Origin of the sequence: Thiolapillus sp. (assembly GCF_048562965.1) — a bacterium.
GTDB lineage: Bacteria > Pseudomonadota > Gammaproteobacteria > Chromatiales > Chromatiaceae > Thiolapillus > Thiolapillus brandeum_A.
Map to the genome: position 1 here is coordinate 1 of NZ_JBHNMF010001343.1, position 686 is coordinate 686.

The 686-nt window shown below is 52.3% G+C and carries 1 protein-coding gene; it reads right to left on the minus strand.

Annotated features, from left to right (window positions below; all coding sequences use genetic code 11):
* Window positions 1–80: 80 nt before the first annotated feature.
* Window positions 81–686, minus strand: a 606-nt coding sequence (locus ACOCD2_RS24210; protein ID WP_294117121.1) for an SAM hydrolase/SAM-dependent halogenase family protein, incomplete at its 5' end; no start/stop codon positions are given.

A 686-nucleotide genomic window follows, 5' to 3' on the forward strand; every position in this document is an offset into this window, starting at 1 on the left:
CAAGGAAAAAGCGCATAATGTGGCGGTGACGAAGTGTTACTCAGCATATTTAATAACAAGTTATTGAATAACAATGTTATTTATGGATTTTTCGAGCGGCCTGGTAACATATGCGGGTTAACAGGAGAGCCAATTTCAAGCCCCAGTATCCTTCCGGCATTGCTCCCATTGGCCGCGATTTCAAGCAACCCCAGGGAATTCTCATAGCAAAAAAGCGCTCCTGCTGGTACTGACGAAAAGGTGTGGGCCGGCTTCACCAACTGCTCTCCAACCACCACACCCTGCAGATCCCTGAGATTTCGCATCCGGAGACCCGTCATGGCGTTGCCGAAGCCATCAAGATAAATGACTTCAGCCAGTTCACCCGGCCATGAAGCACCCGCCATCCCGTCTACCGGCAGCGGATAAGTATCCGGCGACTGTCCGTTGACAAGCAATCCCGCCACAGGAGCAAAAACATCCCTGCCGTGAAAACTGGCCGAAGCAGCTTTCATGTAACTTTCATGCAATCCCGCCAGGAAGCAGTTTTCCACACCGGCATTGGAAACCAGCAGCGACAGCAATCCGTTGTCCGGTCCAAGATACCAGCGATCACCGATATTCAGGCATATGGCTTTTCTGCTCCCTCCCACACCCGGGTCAACTACCGCGACCACCACGGCGTTTTCGGGCAGGTAGTTGTTCAG